This window comes from Pseudomonas sp. PME37.24/025 (assembly GCF_055556615.1).
The window spans coordinates 1-287 of sequence record NZ_JBVHNK010000096.1; the positions used below are offsets into that span (position 1 = coordinate 1).

Annotated in this window: 1 pseudogene; it reads left to right on the forward strand. The window is 62.4% G+C overall.

Features of this window, described 5'->3' with window-relative positions:
* A pseudogene (locus tag ACZ3HH_RS29655) lies at positions 1–287 on the forward strand (excinuclease ABC subunit UvrA); the annotation flags it as partial.

The window sequence follows — 287 nt, forward strand, 5'->3', positions numbered from 1 at the left end:
GTTCTTCGATCCCAAGCGCATCGTGGCTTTCCCCAATTTGTCGCTGGCCTCGGGCGCGATCAAGGGCTGGGATCGCCGCAACCAGTTCTACTTCCAGATGCTCACCAGCATCGCCGCCTACTACGGCTTCGACCTCGATGTGCCCTTCGAGCAGCTCGACGACAAGGCGCAGCAAGCGGTGCTCTACGGTTCGGGCCGCCAGACCATTCCGTTCGCCTACGTCAACGAGCGCGGCCGCACGGTGGTCAAGGAGCACACCTTCGAAGGCGTGGTCAACAACCTGCAGC